This is a genomic window from Saccharopolyspora sp. NFXS83, assembly GCF_026241095.1.
Lineage (GTDB): Bacteria > Actinomycetota > Actinomycetes > Mycobacteriales > Pseudonocardiaceae > Saccharopolyspora_C.
In genome coordinates this window covers 36,223-42,568 of record NZ_JAPFGB010000041.1, presented here as the reverse complement: position 1 = coordinate 42,568, position 6,346 = coordinate 36,223, and the positions used below count along the sequence as shown (strand labels likewise).

6 protein-coding genes are annotated in these 6,346 nt (G+C 71.9%); 1 reads left to right on the top strand and 5 read right to left on the bottom strand.

The features are described from left to right. Window positions 1–302: 302 nt before the first annotated feature. The 5 genes from OOZ19_RS28490 to OOZ19_RS28470 form a co-directional block, all read right to left on the bottom strand. On the bottom strand, window positions 303–737 hold the full coding sequence (locus OOZ19_RS28490) for a thioesterase family protein (RefSeq protein WP_266093254.1): 435 nt from the start codon (window positions 735–737) through the stop codon (window positions 303–305). Beyond that, entirely contained in the window at window positions 734–1,693 is a 960-nt protein-coding gene (locus tag OOZ19_RS28485; protein ID WP_266093253.1) for a 3-hydroxyacyl-CoA dehydrogenase NAD-binding domain-containing protein, read from the bottom strand. The genes OOZ19_RS28490 and OOZ19_RS28485 overlap by 4 nt, the downstream gene beginning before the upstream one ends. Next, complete coding sequence (locus OOZ19_RS28480; protein WP_266093252.1) at window positions 1,693–2,583, bottom strand: beta-keto acid cleavage family enzyme; 891 nt, start codon at window positions 2,581–2,583, stop codon at window positions 1,693–1,695. Before OOZ19_RS28480 ends, OOZ19_RS28485 begins: the two co-directional genes overlap by 1 nt. A 249-nt stretch (window positions 2,584–2,832) precedes the next feature. Then, window positions 2,833–3,411, bottom strand: coding sequence for a SanA/YdcF family protein (locus OOZ19_RS28475; protein WP_266093251.1), 579 nt, complete (start codon window positions 3,409–3,411; stop codon window positions 2,833–2,835). 82 nt (window positions 3,412–3,493) lie between these two features. Continuing rightward, the gene (locus tag OOZ19_RS28470; RefSeq protein ID WP_266093250.1) at window positions 3,494–5,062 is read right to left on the bottom strand and encodes an alkaline phosphatase D family protein; all 1,569 of its coding nucleotides are present in this window, start codon (window positions 5,060–5,062) and stop codon (window positions 3,494–3,496) included. Between the two features lie 916 nt (window positions 5,063–5,978). Here OOZ19_RS28470 and groES point away from each other — a divergent pair. Next, the gene (groES, locus tag OOZ19_RS28465) at window positions 5,979–6,269 is read left to right on the top strand and encodes a co-chaperone GroES (RefSeq protein WP_184483059.1); all 291 of its coding nucleotides are present in this window, start codon (window positions 5,979–5,981) and stop codon (window positions 6,267–6,269) included. The last annotated feature ends 77 nt before the right edge of the window (window positions 6,270–6,346 follow it).

Genomic DNA, 6,346 nt, shown 5'->3' with positions numbered 1-6,346 from the left:
CCCCCGAACCCCGGCAGCGGAGCGGGTGAACGGCCCGTGCGTCCAACGGGATGGGACGAACGGTCCGTTCACTCCGGAAAAAGGCCCCGGACGCCGTGGCGTACCCCGGCTCTCAGGAGCGGAACGAGTGAACGGCCCGTGCGTCCAACGGGATGGGGCGAACAGTCCGTTCACTCGGTGAAAGCCACCCCGAGCGCCGTGCTGCCCGCAAGCATCGAGCCGCAGGAGGGGAGCGGGTGAACGGCCCGTTCGTCCAACGGCATGGGACGAACGGGCCGTTCACCCGAAGAATCGGCGCCGGTTCAGCCGATGGCGCGGCCCGCGTAAGGAGGGGCCGGTTCGGTGGCGTCGGCGATCCGCAGCGCCACCTCGTCCGGGAACGGAACGGCCCGGCTCGCCGCCGAATCGACGTGCAGCGCAAGCAGCTCCTCGGTCGAGACCAAGGTCCCGTCCACCACCATCTCGTGGCACAGCACGAGCTTCTTCGAGCCACCGCCGACGATGCGGGAGGTGACGACCAGCTCCGAGTCCGGCCCGACCTCCCGCAGGTACCGGACGTGCGCCTCGACCGTGTAGAGCGAACGCCCCGTCCCGGTGCGGTACTCCGCGTCCAGGCCGAGCCGGTCCATCACCGCGTCGGTGGCGAACCCGAACACCAGCACGTAGTACGCCTCGCTGAGGTGCCCGTTGTAGTCGATCCACTCGGGCCGGACCCGCTGCCGGAACTCGCCGCTCACGCGCCGCCCCCTCGGACGGCGCGCACCGCGCGCAGCACGGCGATCACGGCCCGGTCCCGGTCGGCCACCAGGTCCGCGATGCTGCGGCCGTCGGCGGTCTCCTCGCAGCCCTCGACCATCCGGTCCCGCAGCTCGTCGGTCAGCTCCGGTGCTTCCAGCCGCGTCCACGGCGACTTCAGCGACGGCCCGAAGTGGTCGAGCATGTGCGCCATCCCGCCCTCGCCGCCGGCGAGGTGGAAGGTCAGGCACGGCCCGAGGAACGGCCACCGCAGGCCGGGCCCCTCGGTGATGGAGGCGTCGATCTGCTCCACGGTCGCTTCACCTTCGGCGACCATGTGCAGCGCTTCGCGCCACAGCGCCTCCTGCAGCCGGTTCGCGATGAAGCCGGGCACCTCCCGGTCCATCGTGATGACGGATTTCCCCGCCGCCTCGAAGAACCGCGACGCCCACCGCACCGCCTCCGGTGCGGTCCGCTCGCCGCCGACGACCTCCACCAGCGGGATGAGGTAGGGCGGGTTGAACGGGTGCCCCACGACGAGCCGCTCCGGAGTGGCGCAGCGCTGCTGCATCTCCGTCATGCCGTACCCGGAGGTCGACGAGGACACCACGACGCCCGCCGGGGTCGCCGCGTCGATCCGCGCCAGCAGGTCCTGCTTGAGCTCCAGGTCCTCCGGCGCGCTCTCCTGCACGAACTCCGCGCCCGCCACCGCTTCGTCCAAAGTGGACGTGACGGTGAGCGCGTCGCGGGAGGCGCCGGGCGCCAGGCCCAGCTCGGTCAGCGCGGGCCACGCCGCGTCGACCAGCCGCCGCAGCTTCTGCTCGGCGTCCGGCGCGGGATCCCACGCCGTCACCCGGTAGCCGCGGGCCAGGAAGTGCGCCACCCAGCCGCCGCCGATCACGCCCGCGCCGATGCACGCGACGTGGCGCACCGATTCCGGTTCCACCGGAGCCCCCATCAGGCGTCCCTCCGCTTCAGCCCGAGCTTCGCCCTGGCCTGGTCCGGGGTCGCGATCCGCGCGCCCATGCCTTCCACGATCGTCACCGCGCGCTCCACGAGCTGCGCGTTCGTCGCTTTGACGCCCTTGCTCAGGTAGAGGTTGTCCTCCAGCCCGACGCGGACCTCGCCGCCGAGCAGCGCCGACTGCGCCACCCACGGCAGCTGATTGCGGCCGATGCTGAAGCTGGCCCAGTTCGCGCCCTCCGGCAGCATCTTCACCATCGCCTGCAGCACGCCCGGGTCGGCCGGGGCGCCGTACGGGATCCCCATGCACAGCTGGAACAGCGGCGGCGCGTCGATCAGGCCCTCTTCGATCATCTTGGTGGCGAACCACAGCTGGCCGGTGTCGAAGATCTCCAGCTCCGGCTTCACGCCGAGCTCCTGGATGCGCTTCGCGCCGGCGCGCAGCATGTCGGGGGTGCTGATGTAGAGCTGGCTGCCCTCGCCGAAGTTGAGCGAGCCGCAGTCCATCGTGCAGATGTCCGGCAGCAGCTCCTCCACGTGCGGCAACCGGTCCAGACCGTTGACCAGGTCGGTGCCGTCCACCGGCTTGAGCGGGTCGTCCGGGTCGATCACCAGGTCACCGCCCATGCCCGCGGTCAGGTTGATCACGACGTCCACGCCGGACTCGCGGATGCGGCGCACGACCTCGCGGTACAGCGGGACCTCGCGGGAGCCCTGGCCGGATTCGACGTCGCGCACGTGGATGTGCACCACGGCGGCGCCCGCGTTCGCGGCCTGCACTGCGGACTCCGCGATCTGCTCGGGTGTCACCGGCACGTGTTCGCTGCGGCCGACGGTGTCGCCCGCACCGGTCAGCGCGGCGGTGATGATCACTTCCTCGTTCATGCGCCCTCCCCTGTCGTGGCCCGCTCGCGGCGGCCCGTGGCGCGGCGACGCTAGCAGGGACGTTGCGATATTCGCAATGCTCCGTCCGGGGTGCGGCGCCGCAGGTTCGGGACGCGTTCTCACTAGAGGAAGGCCGAGCGCAGGAGGGGGAGCTGTGGAATCGAGCGATCGAAACTGATCATCGAGTCAGTTCATTGCGAACGACGGCCGCGGTCGGACCTGCCCGGTCTGCGAGAGCGGTCCCGCCGATCAGCGGCTGAACCAGAACGCCTTCGTCACGGCCAGGAACTCGCGCCGCGCACCGCGCGCCGACACCCGCCGCAGCCCGTCCGCCGCCGCGTCGTGGCCCACGCCGAACGCGTCGATCCCGGCCCGGCGGCACAACGCGATCGACCGGCGCAGGTGGAACTTCGAGGTCGCCACCGTGACCTGCCGCAGCCCGAACGCCGCCACCGCGCTCCGGCACGAGGCCCAGGTGTCCACACCGGACTCGTCCAGCGCGATCGCCGCCGCCGGAACACCGTTGCGCAGCAGGAAATCCCGCATCACGACCGGTTCGCTGTACCCGCGCGACCGCGGGCTGCCGCTGACGAGGATCCACCGCACCCGGCCCGCCCGGAACAGCCGCAGCGCCACGACGAGCCTGCCCTGCAGGATCCGGCTCGGCAGCCCGTCGCGCCGCACCCCGGCGCCGAGCACCAGCGCGGCCTCCGTCGCGGGCACGTCGGCGAGCGTCCGCACCCGGCCCGAGCTGCGCGCCCGCACCCACGCCGACGGCAGCGCGGCCAGCGCGCCCAGACCCACCGCCGCACACCATCGCCCACGCATCAGGCAAGTGTGCCGTGCGACCGGAACTCGCCGTGCGGGGGCCGAACGGGTGCCGCCCGCGACCGGGCGGCACCCGCGAGGCTCACGCCGGGTTCAACCGCGGATCGCCGTCGGCGACCACGAAGCTCCGCTCGGTGCGCACCGCCGCGCCGGGCTTCGTCACCTCCGGCACGATCCGGTAATCGGCGCGCAGCTCGTCCGCGGTGAAGCGGGTGCGGACGTAGCCGCGGCGGTTCTTGTGGAACTTGATGTGCGGGTTCTCCGCCAGCACCGCGTCCTTCGCGTCGTCGTCCCCGTCGCCACCGCTGGTGATCGAGGTCGTGACGAGCTCGGTGCCGACCACGGCCGAGTCGGTGTTCTCGTGCTCGGCCTGGACCTCCGCCGCCCAGTGCCGGTGCACGTCCCCGGTGAGCACCACGCCGTTGCGGACCTGTCCGAGCCCGGCGGCGATCCGGTCCCGGTTCGCCACGTAACCGGCCCACGAGTCGGTGCTGAACGCGACGCCGTCGTCGAGGTCGTTGTCCAGCCGGGAGAAGAACACCTGCTGGCCCAGCACGTCCCAGCGCGCCGCGGAGTTCGCGAACCCGTCCAGCAGCCAGCGCTCCTGCTCGGCGCCGGTGATCGTGCGGTCCGGCTCCAGCCGCTCCGCGCAGTCCACGTTGCCGACGTCGCCGCAGGGCTGGTCGTCGCGGTACTGGCGGGTGTCGAGCATGTGGAACGTGGCGAGGCCGCCCCACTGCAACCGCCGGTACAACTGCATGTCGATGCCCTCGGGCTTGGCCGTGGACCGCAGCGGCATGTTCTCGTAGTAGGCCTGGAAGGCCGCCTCGCGCCGGTCGAGGAAACCGGGATCCGGCTTCTCCGGCGTCTCGTCGGCCCAGTTGTTCTCGGTCTCGTGGTCGTCCCACACGACGATCCACGGCGCCACGGCGTGCGCGAGCTGCAGGTCCTCGTCGGTCTTGTACTGGGCGTGCCGCTGCCGGTAGTTCGCCAGCGTGCGGGTCTCCGGCCCGAGCACCGCCCGCACGTCGTCGGCCTCGGCGGCGTACTCGTACTGGTAGTCGCCGAGGTGCAGGACCAGGCCGGGCTGGTCCTCGGCCATCCGCCGGTAGGCGGTGAAGTGGCCTTGGCCGAAGTGCGCGCAGGACGCGAAGCACATGGTCAGCGCGTCCATCGAGCCCGGCGCCGGCGCGGTCCGGGTGAACCCGGTGCGCGAGACGGCGCCCTCGGCGCGGAACCGGTAGTAGTACTCGGCGCCGGGGCGGAGTCCTTCGAGTTCGACGTGCACGCTGTGCCCGAGCTCGGGCGCGGCCTGGGCCTCGCCGCGCCGGACGACGCGGCTGAACCGCTCGTCCTCGGCGACCTCCCACTGCACGGGGACGACCTTGCCGGGCATCCCGCCGGTGCCGTCGTCGGCGGTCGGGTCGGGGGCGAGGCGGGTCCAGAGCACGACGCCGTCCGGCAGCGGGTCACCGGAGGCGACGCCGAGCGTGAACGGGTCGGCGAGCCTGCCGGTGCCCGCGCCGGGCAGCGACAGCGGTCCGGCCGAGGCGGTTCCGCTCAACGCGGCGGTGCCCACCGCGGCGGCGCCGCCGAGCAGCACGGCCCGGCGGGAAACGGATCGGGGATGAGGTGTGGTGGGGTCGGGCATTCGGGCGGTCCTCCCAGAACGTCGGTGGCTGCCGTCTAGGCGTGCGTGAGCACGCCGAACAGGGCTGTGTCCTGCTTTCGGCTTCACTCGAACGAGTGGAAAGGTATCCGCGCCCGGTGGGCATCCGGTTAACTTCTGGCGAAGACGGGTTGTTGATCACCGTGCCCGCGCTGCAGCTGCTCCCGAGGCCGGTTCGAACCGGGCCGGGAGGAAGGTCAGCGAGGGCGCCAGCCGGACCGGCCGGGAGGCCCGGACGGACCGGGAGGACGGGATGGGCGAGGGCGGCGTTCCCACGGGCGATTCGTGGGCTTCGTCGGAGCCATGCGGCAGAACCTAAGCCACATTGCCTCGATGGTGTGAACCGCCATCGGGCTCCGGTGACATTTCCCGCATGCCGATCTACCTGCGAAGATCGGTATCAGGGCCGGTCGGCGGCGACCGCGCCGCGTCGCCGCCCGGCCCGCTTCGCGCGGGCGTCCCGCCGCTCACCTGGTCGGTTCGCCCGGCGAAGATCGGCGCCGCCACAGGCGCAAGATCGCGCGGGTGATCCGGAAGCCTCCGTGCGAGCCGGTCCTTCCTCGCGGGCACCGGCATCACCCGCTCGGACCAGCGGCGCGCCCGGGCTCGGCTCCGCTTCCCGCGGCCGACGGCGCTCCCGGAAGGCCGGGCCCGGAAGACCGCGACGGCTCCGGCAGGTCGAGTCGTGGAGCTCGGGGAAAGCCCCGCTCGCCCGATGTCCGCCTTCGAGTGACGGCTGAACGGGTGCCCGGTGGTTGAGCCTTGGCACTCGGCTGGGTAGAGTGCCAATCAGCACGGCGCCGCAGCGCCCCGGCACCCGCGACGACGGGGAGCTACGGAGCCGTCACCCAGACCAGAGCCAACGCTTACGCAGGCCCCAGAAGGTGGAGGTCACACCGTGGCGAGCATCAAGCCGCTTGAGGACAAGATCGTTGTTCAGGCGAGCGAAGCCGAGACGACGACTGCGTCCGGCATCGTGATCCCGGACACCGCCAAGGAAAAGCCCCAGGAGGGCAAGGTCTTGGCCGTCGGCCCGGGTCGCGTCGACGACAAGGGCAACCGCGTTCCCGTGGACGTGCAGGAAGGTGACGTCGTCATCTACTCCAAGTACGGCGGCACCGAGGTCAAGTACAACGGCGAGGAGTACTTGATCCTCTCCGCCCGCGACGTGCTGGCCGTCGTCAACTGACGACTTCCGCACCATGCGCAACCCACCGCCCCGGTGGTCCCGCCTCCGGGACCGCCGGGGCGGTGGTTTATCCCAGG

Bases quoted from the DNA above. Each gene is read 5' to 3' on its own strand.
- OOZ19_RS28485 (WP_266093253.1), bottom strand. From the start codon at position 1,693: ATGGGGGCTCCGGTGGAACCGGAATCGGTGCGCCACGTCGCGTGCATC.
- OOZ19_RS28480 (WP_266093252.1), bottom strand. From the start codon at position 2,583: ATGAACGAGGAAGTGATCATCACCGCCGCGCTGACCGGTGCGGGCGAC.
- OOZ19_RS28475 (WP_266093251.1), bottom strand. From the start codon at position 3,411: ATGCGTGGGCGATGGTGTGCGGCGGTGGGTCTGGGCGCGCTGGCCGCG.
- OOZ19_RS28470 (WP_266093250.1), bottom strand. From the start codon at position 5,062: ATGCCCGACCCCACCACACCTCATCCCCGATCCGTTTCCCGCCGGGCC.